We start from the raw sequence: 15,684 nt of genomic DNA, 5'->3' as shown, positions 1-15,684 counted from the left end.
AATATTTAACAAGGATGCATGTGAAGATTTTTCGTTCAACATCCAATTCTTTTGTTTTTTACATATCGTTTGCTGTTGCTTATTTTGCAACTGGTAAGTTATTGACTAATTTTGCTTTTCAATCACAAGTTATTCCTATTTGGATCCCGGCAGGTATTGCCTTAGTTGGCTGCTTTATCTGGTGGTGGCGTTTTATTCCGGCATTATTTATTGCCTCGGTGGCCTTTAATTTAAGTGCCGGCGATAACACGCTCACTGATCAGGTTTTAATTGGCAATACATTAGAACAAGTACTGCTAATCGGCTTAGGCGCAGTGCTACAAGGCATGATTGGCGCAGCTCTTTTAAAATACTGGCTAGGCCATCCGCTGTATTTAAAACAACGCCAATCAATTATTTATTTTATTTTTATCGTCTGTATTGTTGTTAGTCTTATCTCGGCCAATATTGGAGTCTATGCTTTAAGTCAATTTAATCCTGCTTACAGTATTGATAACCATTGGAAAAATGTTACTTATTGGTGGCTAGGTGACTCCCTCGGCGTGCTGATCGCAACTCCCTTTTTATTAGCCTTATTACAGCCTAAATTTAAACGACATTACGTCACCCCATTGCCTACCGTCGTAGTCTGCTCAGTATTATTTGTCTCTGTAGCCTTAACCACTAAGCTATATAACCAAGAGACTTACTCAAACGCGATACAAATAGCCGAGCGTGAAACCTCCATAATTGAAAACAGTTTACTGCGCAATTTAAACCTCAGCCAAATAACCGTACAAAGCCTTGCGAGCCAAATCCAATCAACGCCGACTTTAAGTCAGCAAGAGTTTGATAGCTACAGTACCCAATTACTGGCTGAGCATTCATTTATTAAAGCATTTTCATGGAATCACAAAATTACCCCGGATCAAGTCAGTGATTTTAACAAGCAACTCGATGAAATTTATAATTCATACAACTTTGATCCGAGCATTAAAGGGCCCCCATTATCAAACGACGATCCATTAGTGATAGTTACCTACATTACCCCATTTACAGAAAACCAATCCGCTATTGGTTTTAATCTTTTCTCTCGTAAAGATCGCCGTGAGACTTTACTCGACCCACGCATCAAAAATCACCCTATAGGCACTAAAATAATTCAATTAGTGCAAGCACAACAACCCGAACCCGCTTATTTATTATTTGCTCCTGTGTATCAACAAAACAATGAGATTGCATCGATTAAAGGCTATGCAACTGGTGTATTTTTAGTGGAAAACATACTTGCTCAATCGCTTACGCAAGCACAAAATAAGATGTTTAATATCTCTATTTTTGAAGTCAATGCCACCAACCCGTTTTATTCAAACGCTGAAAATATGCTGACTAAAAGTAATAAACTTACAACCATCAAGATTCATTTTGCAGGGCAAACTTGGCTGCTTGATCTAACGGTTAAAGATGAGTTTCTACCACATCAAAACAATCATATGACACTTTTTTTACTTATTTTGCAGGTGATTGTAAGCTCACTCATTTTACTGGTATTGCTGTTGTTTAATAATCAACACCTTGCACTTTCGCGCTTGGTAGCAGAACGTACTCGCTCGCTAGTTAGGGCTAAAAAGCAATCTGATTTAGCTAATCAAGCTAAAAGCCGATTTTTAGCAAATATGAGCCATGAAATTCGTACGCCGCTTAATGCAGTGATCGGTTTTTCAACTTTAGCTAAAAGTGACGATAGCCCAGAAACTCTTTCTGGTTATCTAAATAAAATTAATTTAGCTTCTAAATCATTGTTAAGTTTAATTAATGATGTGCTCGACATCTCTAAAATTGAATCGCAAAAACTTACCTTGGAAGTTGCCCCTTTTGATTTAAATGATTTACTTGCTCGCATTAGTAGCATGTTCGAACAAAGCGCAGAGCAAAAAGGCATCAGCTGGAAAATTGATAATCAATTACCAACCGATATTTGGTTTGAAGGTGATGCTATGCGAATCGAGCAAATTTTACTAAACCTGTGTAGCAACGCCGTTAAATTTACCTGTGAAGGTGAAGTAAGTGTTAGCGCATACAGTAAGAAAATAACCGATAAGCGTAGGCAAGTTACCCTCACCATTAAAGATTCAGGCATCGGTATTGCCCCATCAGAGCAAAGTAAATTATTTGATGCATTTACCCAAGCTGATAATTCTACATCACGTAAGTTTGGTGGTTCTGGGCTTGGCTTAACAATCGCAAAAGAACTTAGTTTGCTAATGTCAGGGGATATCAGTATACAAAGCGAGCCAAGTAAAGGCTCAACATTTACCCTGTCTGTAGAATTAAATACGTGTGCTGCGCAACAAGTAACGGCGCGAAACATACAGCAGCACGTTGATCTGAGTAAACTAAAGATATTAGTTGCTGAAGACAACAGCGTCAATCAATTAGTGATAAAAGCGATGCTTAGCTCTTTGGGGATCACCCCAACACTGGTCGAAAATGGAGAGCTAGCGGTAGAGCAAATTAAAATAAATGATTTTGATTTAGTATTAATGGATTGCCAAATGCCCATTATGGATGGTTACCAAGCCACCATCTTAATACGTAAAATTAAAAATACTGAACAATTACCCATTATTGCCTTAACCGCTGATGTCATGCCTGAAGACAAGGCTCGCGCCTTAGCAATTGGTTTTAATCAACATCTTGCAAAACCCCTCGAACTCGATAAGCTAACCGAGTGCCTAATCAATTATGTAGATGTTTATGAGCCTTAATGGAATATTACTAACTCTCATTTTATTAACAACCTCTAGCCTTGCTATCAGCCAAACCAACTGCGTTACTCAGTTAACTGATATAAACTATATTATGAATAGCAAAAAGCAAGGCTTATTACGGTTTGAAAAAAGCAATGCTAATACTGATTTTACCTATCAGAGTGAGCAAGCTTTTAGTGATTATTTAAGCTTTGCATACCAACATATTTTAGCGGCAAACCCACGTGCATCAATGCCTTGCCCTATTTTAACTGATACTTATCAGCTTTTAGCTAAACAACAGCAACGCACTAGCCCACCTAATATTGTTGATCTTATAGCACCATTTGAATTACGCCAAAATAACAACCACAAAGCGGTTCTATTAATTCATGGCCTTACCGACTCTCCATTTACCTATCATGACTTGGCACAAATTTACTTTCAACAAGGCTATACTGTACGTACTTTGCTGTTACCAGGCCATGGCACCGCAGCTAATGCACTAAATAGTATTAATGCCAGACAATTGCAGCAAGCTACAGACTATGCAATTAAACGCACTATAAAAGATTTTGATCAGGTGATTTTAGGTGGCTACTCTACAGGCGCAGCCCTATTACTTAATTATTTAACTGTCGAGCCCGTTGACCCAAAAATAACTGCACTGATGCTATTTTCGCCCGCCACTGAACCACACAACAAAAATGGTTGGCTGGCTAAATGGATTGATCGTATTCCCTTTTTGGATTGGATAGATAAAGACGCCGATATTGATTTTGCTAAATATGAGTCGTTTACATTTAATGCTGCAACCGCAGCCGATGATGTTATGCGCTCAATCGCGTTACCAGAACTAATCAAGCGTCAATTACCAAACTTGGCTATTTTTTCAGTGATGAGTGATATAGATACCACCATTGATACCCGTGCATCGCTGCAATTGTTAAGCGCCTTGCATGATGTAAAGATACGCCCTGCAAATAGCTTAGATACCTTGGTTTTTTACGGTGATCAAACAACCATTACCAGTGATTTTCCAAAAGACTATAGGGTATTAAATCCACAGTGCAAAAATGCAACCTGTAAAAACATTCATGGTATTTCTCATATTGCCGTAGTTAACTCACCTGATAACCCTTACTACGGTATTGCTGGCGCTTATCGTAATTGCGGCAGTTACCTCGATGATGATACTTTGTATAAGCAATGTAAAACGACCGAAAAACCTAATATTGGCGAGCGTACTGCAGAAAATATTGCAGCATTTCCAACCTTTCAACGCCTGACTTACAATCCTTACTTTACTGAACAAGCACTCTATATAAAACAGTTTATAAAGCAGCTTGAAGGCTCGCAGGACAATCAATAATGAGTCTATTTAGTCACCGCTGGTTAACCAGTATCAGTGCAATAGATGCCGCTGTTTGGCAGCATTTTTTTGCCGATAATCCATTTACTGATCATGCATTTTTATTTGCATTAGAACAAAGCCAATGCGTATCAGCTGCGTCTGGTTGGCAACCGCAACATTTAGCCATTTACCAAAATGATACTTTGGTTGCATTAGCACCCGGCTATCTAAAAAGTCACTCTTATGGCGAATATGTATTTGATTGGGCATGGGCTGAAGCTTACCAGCAACATGGTTTAGACTATTACCCTAAGTGGTTATCTGGCTCACCGTTTAGCCCTATTGAAGGTCAACGCCTCGCGATTGTACACTCACACCCAGAATCAGTGTATCAGTACATTACACAGACTTTAACAGCTCAATGTGAGCAACAAGGTTGGTCTGGCTGGCACATTAACTTTTGCTCGCAACAGCAAGTATCTCAACTCACACCACATCAAGGTATGCATCGTATTGGCGTGCAGTTTCAATGGCAAAATCAAAACTACGCTACTTTTGACGATTTTTTAGCGCAGTTAACCGCACGAAAACGTAAAGTATTGAAAAAAGAACGTAATAAAATAATCCAGCAAAATATTAGTATTAAATGGCTGCAAGGTGAACAGATAACTAAAGCTGTGATGAGCCAGTTTTGCGAATTTTACCAACGCACTTATTTAAAACGCTCTGGTCACATGGGTTATTTAAATCATGACTTTTTTATTTTATTACATGCCTTAATGGCCGATAAACTAGTGATCATGCATGCCATCCATGAACACGAAGTGGTCGCTGCAACACTGAGCTTTAAAAATAATGATACACTATACGGGCGCTATTGGGGAGCTATAGCAGAAATTGACTGCCTGCACTTTGAGCTTTGCTATTACCAAGGTATTGAATATTGTATTAAGCATCAGCTTCAGTGTTTTCACTCAGGTGCGCAGGGCGAGCATAAAATAGCACGAGGTTTTGCACCAGTATTTACTCACTCCGTACATGCCGTAATGGATGCTGCTTTTAGTCCTGCAATTGCAGATTACTTGCAACGTGAGCGTCAGCATATGCGCATCTATCATCAGCAATGCACTGAATTATTACCTTTTAAGATTGATAACTAATGACGTTTAAAAATCAATAACTGATTATTAGCAGGCATCGCAATATCATCAACAAGCATTAACCCTACTTGCTCAGCTAATTGCTGTACCCATTCGAAATCACGAATGCCACTTTGGCTGTCTTGCTGATTTAAAAATTCATCAAAACGCTGATTACTTTCACTGGTAAAGTTGCCGTTGTATTTAAATGGGCCATAAATACACACGAGACCTTTTGACGCTAAATGCTTATTAACACCAGTAAAAAATTGCTCAACTAACGGTTTGCTGACGATGTGTAACGTATTAGCGGTATAAATAGCATCAACGGTATTTACAGGCCAAGGGCGATTTAGATCTAACTCTACTGGTGCGTGCAAATTATCTAGCTTTGCTTCATCAAGCCACTGTTTAATACCATTATGATTAACCAAGCGATCACTGGTATGCCATTGTAAGTGAGGCAAATTAGCAGCGAAGTGCACGCTGTGTTGCCCCGTACCTGATCCCACCTCTAACACACTCTCGACTTGTGCTAAATATGCTGTGATGACGCTTAATATTGGATTTTTATTATTTTCACACGCTTGCGAGAAAGGTTTCGTCATATATATTTCCAAGCATCTCAATACAGATGCACCAAGATTGGTAAAGTATGCCCATTAGTAAAGCAAATCTTGCAACAGATGTCGCTATTAAATAATTAATTTTATATAAAAACTATATAATTCAAAGTAATAAAAAAAATATTGAGCATGGTATGAGTTATGCATTTATCTAATTGAATCAACCAAACGGAGAAGATTATGTATATATCACCTTATACCGCCCTAGACGCTGCAATTGCGGCAAGTGAAAAACCAGTAACAGATAAAATAGGCTGTGATGAACGTGCCACTGTAATTGATTTACTATCGCAAACAAATCAACAAAATCAGGCGTTAATACATGAAACAGACCAAATATTTATTCTTGGCTACAATTAAAAAACTCACCTTCCGCCAATATTTACAATTTGTGACTTGCACCGAAACCGATTAACTGTAATGATAATAATTACCATTACAGTTAATCGGTTTTTCTTATGCATGAACATCACGCTATGCTTTATTATCAACAGCAAATGAAATGTATTTGCCCGCGACCTGGGCTACATGCGCCTGCTTTAGTGGCAAATTACATTGAAGCTGGCCTGAGTACTGCACGTCATTACGAAAAAAACCATAATCTATTGCTGCAAGAACTCTATCTAAGACGCACTTTCCATGAAATCCTCAACAAAATGTGCGACTCTTTAGTCCATTGTGCAATTCGCAAACAATGTTTAGAGCAACTTTATAAACCGTTACTGGCATTAAAGCGCTTTTATAGAAGTCATAATAGTATCAAGAAATACCTGATACTAGAGCGTGAAGCCCGTATTCTCAGTCACGAATTTAACCCTTTCTAGGAGTTTTCATGAGCGAATTTAGAACCGAATCAGATAGTATGGGCGAATTACAAGTCCCTACAGATGCACTTTATCAAGCGCAAACTCAACGTGCTGTAAATAACTTTCGCATTAGCGATTTAGTAATGCCTAAACAGTTTATTACCGCTCTTGCTTATATCAAACAGGCCGCAGCGCAAAGCAACTACGAGCTTGGTCATCTCAGTAAAAATAAAGCTCAGTTAATCGAGCGCGCATGCCAAGAGATCATTGATGGCCAACATTTAGAACACTTCCCTATTGATATATTTCAAACAGGGTCAGGTACTAGCACTAATATGAATGCTAATGAGGTGATTGCAACTTTAGCAAGTCGTTATGGTGATGAGGTTATCCACCCCAACGACGACGTAAACATGGGCCAAAGCTCTAACGACGTGATCCCTACCACTATTGCTGTAAGCAGTGTAATTAACGTGGTGTATGAACTATTTCCGGCGCTGGATCAGCTATCACAAACGTTGGAGCGCAAAAAGTCAGAAATAGGTGAAATCGTAAAAACGGGTCGAACTCATTTGATGGATGCCATGCCAGTGACATTTGCGCAAACTCTAGGGTCTTGGCAACACCAAGTTGATAGTGCAATGGCAGGGATCCGCTACAGCCTTGAAGGGGTATCTGCTTTAGCGCAAGGAGGCACAGCCGTTGGTACTGGTATAAATGCCGATCCCCTGTTTGCTGAGCAATTTTGTAAAAATCTCAGTGCCAACGTCGGTGTACGCTTTGTGCCAAGCAAGAACTTTTTTTATAACATAGGTTCGCAAGACACCATTGTCGCTTTATCAGGGCAGCTAAAAGTACTCGCTGTTGCACAAATGAAGATAGCAAACGACCTACGTTGGATGAATTCAGGTCCACTAGCTGGCCTTGGTGAAATCGAACTAGAAGCTTTACAACCCGGTTCATCAATTATGCCCGGTAAAGTAAATCCTGTGATCCCTGAAGCGGCAGCCATGGTTAGTGCACAAGTGATTGGTAACGACGCAACGATTACTATTGCTGGTCAATCAGGTAACTTCGAACTCAATGTAATGTTACCTGTAATAGCTTACAATATTTTGCAAAGTATTGAGTTACTGGCAAATAGTAGCCAAGCATTAGCTGATAAAGCGATTCGATCCTTTAAAGTGAAACACACAAATATCGACAAAGCACTCGCCAAAAACCCCATATTAGTGACCGCGCTTAATCCAGTCATTGGTTATGCTAAAGCAGCTAAAATTGCCAAACAAGCATATCAAGATGGCCGTCCAATTCTTGATGTTGCTGAGCAAGAAACTGACCTATCACGTAGTGAGCTGGAAGCTTTACTCAATCCCGCAAAATTAACCCAAGGCGGGCTATAAAAATATTAAACCCGTCCTTAGCGTCGGGTTTAACCTTTGAATGCCATAGTTTTTATTGCTGTGTTATCTGCAAAGTGTATGATAGTGGTTACTTGTTCACCACTATGAAGGTTTATCATGCGCTTATTTATTATCGCGCTTCTACTGCCGTTATGTTTATCGGCTTGTTCTGATGCTGCGACCCCGAATAACAACCAACTTAGCCCGGCTCCTGCAGCGCTAGTTAAAAATAATCAAGCGACTAAGTTAAATCCGCAAACAGAAGTTCCGGCAACAAGAGATAACATTAAAAAGGTCCACCAGCAATTACAGACACAAATTGCAGATCTAAACTGCGATAACAGCTCTCAATGTAAAGTATTAGCGGTTGGTAGCCGTGCGTGCGGCGGTCCTAGTAGCTATATTGTTTACTCTAATAAAACGGCCAATGAGCAAGCCGTTGAAAAGTTAACTCAGCAGATCACCAGCCTTGAAAGCCAGTTTAATGCACAGAACAAGATGATCAGTATTTGTCAGCACCTGACTGCCCCTGCGGCTCAGTGTATTGAAAATAAATGTGTTAAACTAGAAAGCTCTGCGACAAGTGTTTATTAAGGGAAACCAATATGAGTCGTTCATCATATTCTAAATTTTTAGTAACAACAGCCAGTTTGCTGATCCTCAGTGGTTGTGTCAGCACTTCTGACTCAACACCAGCAAACGGTAATACAAATGTATCTAAATTAAATAGCGCATTGGCTGAGTTGGTGCAAGATAATAGCTGTACCGCGAGTTTTCAATGTAAGGTGCTTGAAGTAGGCCAACGCGCCTGTGGTGGTCCAAGCCGCTATGTAGTGTACTCAACCTTGCACACACAACAAGAAAATGCAGAACAGTTAGCGGATCAAATTACTCAGCAAGAAGCTGCCGATAATAAAACCAATGGTTTAAATGATTGTTTACCGGTTTTACCCGTGCAAGCATTATGTATTGATCAGCAATGCCAGTCGTTTGAGCTAAAATAGTCGCTCTTCTGCAACCGCGCTATACCAATAATGGGATCAGCGCGGAAATTACCACCACCGCCACAATACAAATCCCCGCTTTAAAAATAAAATGCATTGGCATCTGCTTTTTAACCCAATAGGCATAAATATACCGTAAGAAATAACTCGCTGCTGTGCCAAATAACGCAAAAATTAGTAGATAGGCGATTAAAATAATATTCACAACAACTCATTATTTGATAATTTAAGCCCTAAGTGTAAGGGCTTAATAATCAGAAGGCAAAACCTAGCGTTTACTAGTTCGAGCAATCAATAACTCAGCAACTTGCTGTTTTACTGCCCGCTTATCATCTGGGGCAACGCCAAAGCGTTCAGCAAGTAATGCTATTTCTTCATCATTAAGGTTAAATGATAAACGTTGACGCGTTTTTTTTGATTTAACCTCAAGTGATAAAATTTTGCGGATCATATCGGATGGCGTTAGCTCTTGATCAATGGCTTGCTTTTTTATCGATTTTTGCACTTCACTGCTAAGATCAAACGCCATTTGCGTGGCTCTTACAGCCTGCTCCTGACGTAACCATTTATCTTTTGCATTACTCACTGCGCATCTCCAGGGAACAGATCAACAATGTCTGTGATTGGTCGGGTTAAAGTGAGTGATACTTCAGTTTCTCCACCATCCCAAATCTCAATGTTTAAACCATGGCTCCCATCGCTCGACTCAAGGCAAATCATTTCGCATGGTTCGCCACCTTCTTGTTCATAGCGTGGTAATGGCTGGCTACGATAATCTTTATTATGAAAATAACACACAAATGGTGATTCACTTTGTTGATAGCTTTTAGCTAAAAACTGCATGTAACGCTCTGGTGTATTTTTCACTTCTATGTAGGTTAAATCGTCTTCGTCAAAGATGCGCGCAAACTCATCCAGTGTGAAGATTTCATCCACTTCATCACGTTGGATTTTGATTGAAAAATTAGCCCATTCTTCGCCATCACTACGCTCAATTTGCAAAAATACAACTTTTCCTGCATTACTTTCAAGTACCAGCTCATAGTCAGCACTATGCTGATATTGATACGTTTGTACATCAGTAACACGCAGAGTCTGCCCTTTTAACCAACTTGGGTAAGCAAACGAATCGATCACTGTGAACATATCACCTTTTTTAAGTTCACTAGGGTGATTTAATTGGCGTTCAGGGGCTTTTTTAGACTTAAAGAAGTTAAACATAGACTGCCTCATAAGCAAAAAAGGTAACTTATAATAAGTTACCTTTTAATAATCGTAATTACGCGTTAGCCGTTTTGCTTCGCTTTAATACGCGCTAAGATATCTGCACTTTTTGGATTGCTATCACCAATTCCAGCTTCAGCCATTTTAGCTTTAAGATCATCGCCATTAGTGTCAGCTTCAAGTACTTTAGCAGCACCAAGCTGGTCACTACGATCTTGTTGACGTTGCTTGATACGCTCAAGTGATTGGCGTGCATTCGTCATCGACGAGCTATTAGTATTAAGTGTACTATTTACGGCCATTGTTGCTTGTTGCACACTTTCAGTGGTTTTAACCATTGTAAGCTGACGTTGGTTTTCTTTGATCGATTTTTCAGCATCTTTGACTTGCTGCTTCAACGTTACAATGTGATTGCTAAAACCAGCTAACACTTGATCATGTTCTGCTTTTTCAGCTTCAAAATCGCCAATTTTCTCAGCAATTTCTAACGCTAACGGTTCATTACCTTTTTCAAGTGCTTGACCTGCATACGCTTCGTGCTCAGCAATTGAGGCATCTAATGCGCTAATTTTACGCTTCGTTTGCATTTCTTTAGCCATCACTTCAGTTAGGCTTTTTTTAGCACGCTGCAGCGCGTTTTGCGCATCAGCAATTTCTTGTTCAAAGATACGAATCCCATTCGCGTCAACAATTGCTTCGCCCGCTTCACGCGCGCCGCCACGTACTGCTGTAAATAACTTTTTTAAAATACTCATAATCTTAACTCCACTTAAAATAGCTAGCTGTTAATCGTTTAAATAAATGGTTACCGCTTCTAATGCATCGATGGCATTATCAGCTAGAGTAACTAGCTCATGGGTAATATCATCAAACGATGAATTAACCGACAAAGCACCAAAGATCGCATATTTATCATCAATCTTCGCAAATGCACTCAGCGGGATTGGTACATTCAAACGTAATAAGGTTTCATTCAACTCATCACGTAGTTCAGGCTTCACTTCCTCATCAGCGAACAAATAGCTAACACATAACAGCTGCTCTTGTGTCTGAGTAACAAAAATAGGAAGCTCATCATTGCCATCTACTATGACTTGCAACACATCTTGCTCGCCTGGATTGGCAATCAAGAAAGACTCAAAGTTAGCGCCTTCTGTTTCAAAAGATGCTAGTTTTATTGAAAGTTCATTTAATTCCATGTCTCTGCCTTTTGTCATTTGACATATTATGTCTGAGTTAAGATTCGCATGGTCGACATATTATGTCAACCATGATTTATTAATTTTTATACAATTCGCTTTCTATCTGCCATGCACTCCGATAGTAATCATATAAAGTACCTGAGCCTAATTGATTGACTTCAATATCATTTATTTGTTCAAAATAATGATTGGGGAATACGAATGCTGCCAATAAATATTTTTTACTGATCCATCTAGAAGCAACTGGTAAGCTTGTTATATCGCTAATTCTCGCACTTGCAGATTGACCTGTGGTGGTTGCAATCGTCCATCCCCATTGTCCAAATGATGGAATATTTTGCTGGTATTGCTCAACATGCTTAAAACCTGCCGCTTTAACTGTTTTACCAATACTTAAAAATGCTTTTTTAGCATGATAAGGCGAAGTTGACTGCACAGCCATTGCACCATCTGCGGCTAGTAATTGACGGATATGATTATAAAAATAGTCACTGTACATTTTATTTAAGTCAGGATGATTCGGATCAGGTAAGTCAATAATGATGGTATCAAAACGCTTACCTTCATCTAGTAACCGCTCTACTTCAAGAAAAGCATCACCCACTTTAATATGCGATCGGGGATCAGCCATTGAGTGCATATTAAGTTTAGTTAAGCGCTCATGAATAGCTGCCGGAGGGTTAAATTCATCGTCATCATGGCCAAATAAACTAAGTAACTGGGCATCTAAATCAATTAAGGTGACTTCTTTAACCGGCCACTTCAATACATCCCTTAGCGCTAAACCATCACCACCGCCTATAATCAATACATTATCATGACGGTTCGAGGCTAATAATGGCGGATACACTAACATTGAATGATAAATTTGTTCATCAATGCTAGAAAACTGTAAGCGACCGTTTAAGTAAAGATCGGTAATTGGATCGGGTTGATTACGGCTCAATCGCTCGGTTAACACCAGATGCTGATACTTAGTCGCTTCAGAATAAATAACTTTATCCTTATAAAGCACATTACTTAAATCTTTCATCCAGCTACTACCAAGCATTAAAATAAAACCAAATAACACCAGTAAAGCGATATGACATACCAGTAATAGTTTGGCGTAACGGACATAGCTATGATAACGCCATAAGAATGCCAAACCTGCGATAATATTAAATAGCGCAGTCCATGCCGCAGCCTGCATGATTGGCATAGCCAACATAATGCTAACCCAAATAGCCGCTCCAATACCTGCACCTATATAGTCGGCACCGTAGATCGTGCCAGCATTATTTTCTAAGAAACGACCATAAACATGCTGACGTATGCGAGCGATAAGTGGAATTTCCATACCGATTAATAGACCTAACAATAAGCCAAATACATAAGGTAGGAATCGTGACCACTCTTGGAGTTTTTGAAAAACATAGCCGTTGAGCACCACATCCGCGGGTAGATTAAAAATGTCAGAAAAAATATGCGGTAAAGAATAACTAACAGCAATAACGCTGGCTATGGCTAAGATACAGCCCATGCCAACAAGTGCAATAAGACTTTCAAGCCAAGCAAAGGCGGTAAAGGCATCCTTAAACCAACGCGCTAAAAAAGCCCCTATACCCATTGCTACGATCATAGTGCCTATCATCGCATAAATAGCACTCTCTACAGAGCCTAAAACACGCCCCGCGTAGTGAGATAAAAGATATTCATAAATAAGGCCACACCCAGCGAGTATGGCCATAACAGTAATTAATAAAAAATCATGCCCAAGTAAGGAGTGCTTACTTGGGCTTTGCTTAGAATGTGACAAGTTTTACGCGCCTAATAGAGTTGCCATGGTAATGCCCACAGCAAACGAGGTTGCCGCTGAAATAGTTGCTACACCCACATTTTTTTGACGGTTCACTTCGTCTGATATATTGCAACCTGAAAGGATAATTTTAATTGTAATTAAATGCAGTACAATAAATGCGACTAAACTAACCAAAGCGCTAATCGCCCAGAAAATCAAGCTAGTGTTAATGCTATCTGCAGCATAAGGCGCAATACCTGAAGCCGCAGTAAGCGCAAGCGCGCTACCGATTAAAAAGCCTGCATAGCGAATACCAACAGCTAAGTTACCGTCAACAATTGCTTGTTGTAGGCAATCTCCACTTCGGTTAGTACGCTTAAATAATTGCACGCGATACTGGCTCACGAGCAATAACGCAATACTACCAATAATAAACGCTGCTATAACGATTGGTAAACCATGCCAGCCTTCTGTAGCCACCCAAAATAGCGCTGAGCGAATCACGATTGCCACACTCACAACATGACCAAAATCAATCACTGCGGCAGTTACATTACCCTCCACTATTTCATCATGTAAGCTGACTTTGCGCAGTGCCACTTTATCTTGAAAAAAATGCCCAAGCTTTATTAGCACAATAGCTAACAAACCATAGGCTGCCATTTGCAATGCTTCTTGCTGTAAGCTCACTGCAAATGCACCACTGCTTACACCCGTAAGCACAATTGCTAAAGCAACTAAGCCAGCAGCAAAGCTAATACCAAACGCAAAATTATCACGCTCAGTGATCTCATCATTGGCATGTAAGTTAGATACCCAACCTTTGATATATTTAAGGCTCACAAACAGTGCAATAATAATCACAAAATCAATCGCGATTGCTTGTAGTGACCACATAGTTATTCCATTAAATTCGTACATATTCTTTAAACTCCAACACTAAATCTTTAAATAGCCGTTTACTTACCGCGACTGACACCGCGAGAGGTTCTATTATTGCTGTTTCTGACCGATCCCGAGTCTTTACTATAGCTACTGGTTTTGGAGTAACTACTGCGACTTTTTGGTGGTGTATAACTGCTACGACTTAACCCAGAAGCCCCGGTTTTTTTAGATGCATAAGGACTTGTGAATTGCTTACCTTGGCGTTGATACGATTGCTTTGTACGTGTTTCAACGGCGGTTTGTGCCTTAATTTGCTTAGGGCTAGAATAACGCGCACGACCATAATCATTATAATAACTATACTTACGGCGCTTGCTCCAACTGCCATATTCAACACGATCAAATACATCACCTAAAATGCGGTACATGCCATACCACTGCCAAAAGCTGATACCGCTACTGTTAGTTTGCCAATTACCATAATTAGGATTGCCGACTAACTGGTTGCCTTCACCAGCCCCTTCAGCCTGCTGACTGATTGCACCGACACGCGCAAGCGAGCCACCCGACATATCAGCAAGCATATTAATAGGATCGGTCAAAGCATCCGAAAATAAAGCGGGCTTTGCAGCATCTCGCAACAAATCAATATTTTGCAGTGTTTCATCGTAAGGAGGAATAAGGTAAGTACTTTTGATATCAGCTAAGCGTTGTTGCAAACCTGAGTAAAGCGGGCCTTTTCGAGTTGTATCTTGCACGAGCACGCCAGCAATTTTAGCTAGCTCTGGCTTTTCATTGCTAAGTATACGGCCATATTCGCTTAATAAAGCGGCATTACGAATTGAGCCGCTATCTAAGGCACTACCAAGTCCTGCTAACTCAACTTCAGCTTTAGCTATAGATTGTTTAATTGTTTCTTGTAACTGCTCTTCTTTCGATTGACAGCCCATAAGTAAGCTTACCAAACAAAATAAACTGACAAGTTTCCAAGCTTTTATATTCGACATTCATGTCACCTGATTTACTAAATTAACCCAGCTAGTTTTACACAGCTTACTTATTAAACCAACAATGAAATTGCAACAAATGATGATTAAGCCGACTTGTCTATTACTTACGAAGTATAAGAACTTATTTGCCATCATTTATGAATAGCGCTAGTTTGCCTGTTACTTATAAAGAGTGCGAGTTTACATTTCCTTCTGGGGAGCGCGAGTTTTTAAAATTTAAAAATGGCAGTACACACATGTCATACCAAAGGTTAACGCTGACGGCTCGAAGCTAATCGCTTTCCTGCAGACGTAAAAAAGCCCGACTATTGCTAGTCAGGCTTTCTCAATTTGGAGCCAGGCAATGGCGTAGTGCCCACAGCGGTAGAGAGCCATATAGCAAATGCTGCTGTATTGGTCGAATGGGATATTGATGGGTTTTGTTGTGACTTTAGCGTCGGGAGTCGATTCGCCCGACCGTCGTGATGGGTTTTGATTAAGTGTGTATGACTTGTCCGTTTATCACTTTTCTACAGACGTAAT

The 15,684-nt window shown here is 39.9% G+C and carries 17 protein-coding genes; 8 read left to right on the top strand and 9 right to left on the bottom strand.

Annotation, left to right across the window (positions count from 1 at the left end):
* The first annotated feature begins 20 nt into the window (after positions 1–20).
* The 3 genes from J7338_RS19315 to J7338_RS19305 are packed head-to-tail and all read left to right on the top strand — an operon-like array spanning position 21 to position 5,243.
* Positions 21–2,747, top strand: a complete 2,727-nt coding sequence (locus J7338_RS19315; protein WP_210798604.1) for an ATP-binding protein — start codon at positions 21–23, stop codon at positions 2,745–2,747.
* Positions 2,737–4,101: an alpha/beta hydrolase gene (locus J7338_RS19310; protein WP_210798603.1), complete on the top strand. Its 1,365-nt coding sequence runs from the start codon at positions 2,737–2,739 to the stop codon at positions 4,099–4,101. Before J7338_RS19315 ends, J7338_RS19310 begins: the two co-directional genes overlap by 11 nt.
* A complete protein-coding gene (locus tag J7338_RS19305) occupies positions 4,101–5,243 on the top strand; it encodes a GNAT family N-acetyltransferase (RefSeq protein ID WP_210798602.1) in 1,143 nt (380 codons plus the stop codon). Before J7338_RS19310 ends, J7338_RS19305 begins: the two co-directional genes overlap by 1 nt.
* Here J7338_RS19305 and J7338_RS19300 read toward each other — a convergent pair.
* Entirely contained in the window at positions 5,240–5,830 is a 591-nt protein-coding gene (locus J7338_RS19300; protein ID WP_210798601.1) for a DUF938 domain-containing protein, read from the bottom strand. The genes J7338_RS19305 and J7338_RS19300 overlap by 4 nt on opposite strands.
* Positions 5,831–6,028: 198 nt before the next feature.
* On the opposite strand from J7338_RS19300, the gene J7338_RS19295 reads away from it, so the two are divergent.
* The 5 genes from J7338_RS19295 to J7338_RS19275 all read left to right on the top strand — a co-directional run bounded on the left by J7338_RS19295 (position 6,029) and on the right by J7338_RS19275 (position 9,061).
* Complete coding sequence (locus J7338_RS19295) at positions 6,029–6,208, top strand: hypothetical protein (protein WP_145242712.1); 180 nt, start codon at positions 6,029–6,031, stop codon at positions 6,206–6,208.
* A 98-nt stretch (positions 6,209–6,306) separates the two neighbouring features.
* On the top strand, positions 6,307–6,672 hold the full coding sequence (locus J7338_RS19290; RefSeq protein ID WP_228733036.1) for a hypothetical protein: 366 nt from the start codon (positions 6,307–6,309) through the stop codon (positions 6,670–6,672).
* Between the two features lie 8 nt (positions 6,673–6,680).
* Complete coding sequence (locus tag J7338_RS19285; RefSeq protein ID WP_210798600.1) at positions 6,681–8,057, top strand: class II fumarate hydratase; 1,377 nt, start codon at positions 6,681–6,683, stop codon at positions 8,055–8,057.
* 117 nt (positions 8,058–8,174) lie between these two features.
* Entirely contained in the window at positions 8,175–8,651 is a 477-nt protein-coding gene (locus J7338_RS19280) for a hypothetical protein (protein ID WP_210798599.1), read from the top strand.
* 11 nt (positions 8,652–8,662) lie between these two features.
* Positions 8,663–9,061 carry a hypothetical protein gene (locus J7338_RS19275; RefSeq protein WP_210798598.1) on the top strand — a complete coding sequence of 133 codons (399 nt, stop codon included), beginning with the start codon at positions 8,663–8,665 and terminating at the stop codon, positions 9,059–9,061.
* A gap of 19 nt (positions 9,062–9,080) precedes the next feature.
* Here J7338_RS19275 and J7338_RS19270 read toward each other — a convergent pair whose 3' ends face one another.
* The 8 genes from J7338_RS19270 to J7338_RS19235 all read right to left on the bottom strand — a co-directional run bounded on the left by J7338_RS19270 (position 9,081) and on the right by J7338_RS19235 (position 15,159).
* Positions 9,081–9,266, bottom strand: coding sequence for a hypothetical protein (locus J7338_RS19270; protein WP_210798597.1), 186 nt, complete (start codon positions 9,264–9,266; stop codon positions 9,081–9,083).
* 63 nt (positions 9,267–9,329) lie between these two features.
* Positions 9,330–9,647, bottom strand: a complete 318-nt coding sequence (locus J7338_RS19265; RefSeq protein WP_145242704.1) for a hypothetical protein — start codon at positions 9,645–9,647, stop codon at positions 9,330–9,332.
* Positions 9,644–10,282, bottom strand: coding sequence for a hypothetical protein (locus tag J7338_RS19260; RefSeq protein ID WP_210798596.1), 639 nt, complete (start codon positions 10,280–10,282; stop codon positions 9,644–9,646). The genes J7338_RS19265 and J7338_RS19260 overlap by 4 nt, the downstream gene beginning before the upstream one ends.
* A gap of 65 nt (positions 10,283–10,347) precedes the next feature.
* Positions 10,348–11,040 carry a PspA/IM30 family protein gene (locus J7338_RS19255; protein ID WP_145242702.1) on the bottom strand — a complete coding sequence of 231 codons (693 nt, stop codon included), beginning with the start codon at positions 11,038–11,040 and terminating at the stop codon, positions 10,348–10,350.
* 30 nt (positions 11,041–11,070) lie between these two features.
* Positions 11,071–11,484: a YjfI family protein gene (locus tag J7338_RS19250; protein WP_210798595.1), complete on the bottom strand. Its 414-nt coding sequence runs from the start codon at positions 11,482–11,484 to the stop codon at positions 11,071–11,073.
* A gap of 79 nt (positions 11,485–11,563) precedes the next feature.
* Positions 11,564–13,285, bottom strand: a complete 1,722-nt coding sequence (locus tag J7338_RS19245; protein WP_210798594.1) for a polyamine aminopropyltransferase — start codon at positions 13,283–13,285, stop codon at positions 11,564–11,566.
* Between the two features lie 3 nt (positions 13,286–13,288).
* Positions 13,289–14,188, bottom strand: a complete 900-nt coding sequence (locus J7338_RS19240; protein WP_210798593.1) for a DUF350 domain-containing protein — start codon at positions 14,186–14,188, stop codon at positions 13,289–13,291.
* A gap of 38 nt (positions 14,189–14,226) precedes the next feature.
* Positions 14,227–15,159: a CHAD domain-containing protein gene (locus J7338_RS19235; protein WP_210798592.1), complete on the bottom strand. Its 933-nt coding sequence runs from the start codon at positions 15,157–15,159 to the stop codon at positions 14,227–14,229.
* Positions 15,160–15,684 lie beyond the last annotated feature (525 nt).

The sequence above is a fragment of the Pseudoalteromonas ostreae genome (genome assembly GCF_018069805.1).
Lineage (GTDB): Bacteria > Pseudomonadota > Gammaproteobacteria > Enterobacterales > Alteromonadaceae > Pseudoalteromonas > Pseudoalteromonas ostreae.
The sequence above is the reverse complement of the archived record's forward strand: the minus strand, read 5'-3'. Positions and strand labels throughout refer to the sequence as shown.

Coding starts and splice junctions, on each gene's coding strand:
- J7338_RS19310 (WP_210798603.1), top strand. CDS start 2,737: ATGAGCCTTAATGGAATATTACTAACTCTCATTTTATTAACAACCTCT.
- J7338_RS19305 (WP_210798602.1), top strand. CDS start 4,101: ATGAGTCTATTTAGTCACCGCTGGTTAACCAGTATCAGTGCAATAGAT.
- J7338_RS19300 (WP_210798601.1), bottom strand. CDS start 5,830: ATGACGAAACCTTTCTCGCAAGCGTGTGAAAATAATAAAAATCCAATA.
- J7338_RS19295 (WP_145242712.1), top strand. CDS start 6,029: ATGTATATATCACCTTATACCGCCCTAGACGCTGCAATTGCGGCAAGT.
- J7338_RS19290 (WP_228733036.1), top strand. CDS start 6,307: ATGCATGAACATCACGCTATGCTTTATTATCAACAGCAAATGAAATGT.
- J7338_RS19285 (WP_210798600.1), top strand. CDS start 6,681: ATGAGCGAATTTAGAACCGAATCAGATAGTATGGGCGAATTACAAGTC.
- J7338_RS19280 (WP_210798599.1), top strand. CDS start 8,175: ATGCGCTTATTTATTATCGCGCTTCTACTGCCGTTATGTTTATCGGCT.
- J7338_RS19275 (WP_210798598.1), top strand. CDS start 8,663: ATGAGTCGTTCATCATATTCTAAATTTTTAGTAACAACAGCCAGTTTG.
- J7338_RS19260 (WP_210798596.1), bottom strand. CDS start 10,282: ATGTTTAACTTCTTTAAGTCTAAAAAAGCCCCTGAACGCCAATTAAAT.
- J7338_RS19255 (WP_145242702.1), bottom strand. CDS start 11,040: ATGAGTATTTTAAAAAAGTTATTTACAGCAGTACGTGGCGGCGCGCGT.
- J7338_RS19250 (WP_210798595.1), bottom strand. CDS start 11,484: ATGGAATTAAATGAACTTTCAATAAAACTAGCATCTTTTGAAACAGAA.
- J7338_RS19240 (WP_210798593.1), bottom strand. CDS start 14,188: ATGTACGAATTTAATGGAATAACTATGTGGTCACTACAAGCAATCGCG.
- J7338_RS19235 (WP_210798592.1), bottom strand. CDS start 15,159: ATGTCGAATATAAAAGCTTGGAAACTTGTCAGTTTATTTTGTTTGGTA.